The organism is Bifidobacterium sp. UTBIF-68, assembly GCF_006408855.1.
GTDB classification, from domain to species: Bacteria; Actinomycetota; Actinomycetes; order Actinomycetales; family Bifidobacteriaceae; genus Bifidobacterium; species Bifidobacterium reuteri.
Genome location: NZ_JFAN01000067.1, coordinates 1 through 522 on the forward strand (window position 1 = coordinate 1; position 522 = coordinate 522).

Genomic DNA, 522 nt, shown 5'->3' on the forward strand with positions numbered 1-522 from the left:
CGGCGCTGCGCGGCGCGTGCACGCTCAGCCACGCGACCTGTTGCTCGAAGTCATACGTGTACGCGCTCTTGCGTCTCGCCCACGGCACCATCGCGACCGTCACGCCATGCCCGGCGCAGGCCACGCGCCGAGGCGCGTACTCCAGGAAAAGCCTCGCGCAGCCGATGTCGAGATGCCGCCATCGTCGCGTGGGCAGACGGTCATACGGCCGGCCATGCCCGCCGCATTCGGCGCACCGGCCCGTGTCCCTCGCATACGGGCGGACCGGGACGACGACGGTCTCACGGCCGGTGCGATCCCGTTCGATGCGGGGCGTGCCGATCACGACGTTGGCGGGCAGATGCAGCATGCGCTTGAGCGCGCCGGCTGATATGGTGGGCACAGGCGTTCCTCTGTTCTTCGGTTCTATTTCTTGGCGGAAACAAACCTAACAGGCGAACGCCCCTTCCATACCCGCATACACAAAAGCCCCGGCCACAACGCCGAGGCTCAACACCCCACCACACAAACTGGCGAAGGCTC

1 protein-coding gene is annotated in these 522 nt (G+C 66.9%); it reads right to left on the reverse strand.

Going from position 1 to position 522, the window contains the following annotated elements; genetic code table 11:
• Nucleotides 1–382 (reverse strand): transposase family protein (locus BW14_RS11800; RefSeq protein ID WP_140490795.1); only part of this gene is annotated, 382 nt, incomplete at its 3' end.
• Nucleotides 383–522: the final 140 nt, after the last annotated feature.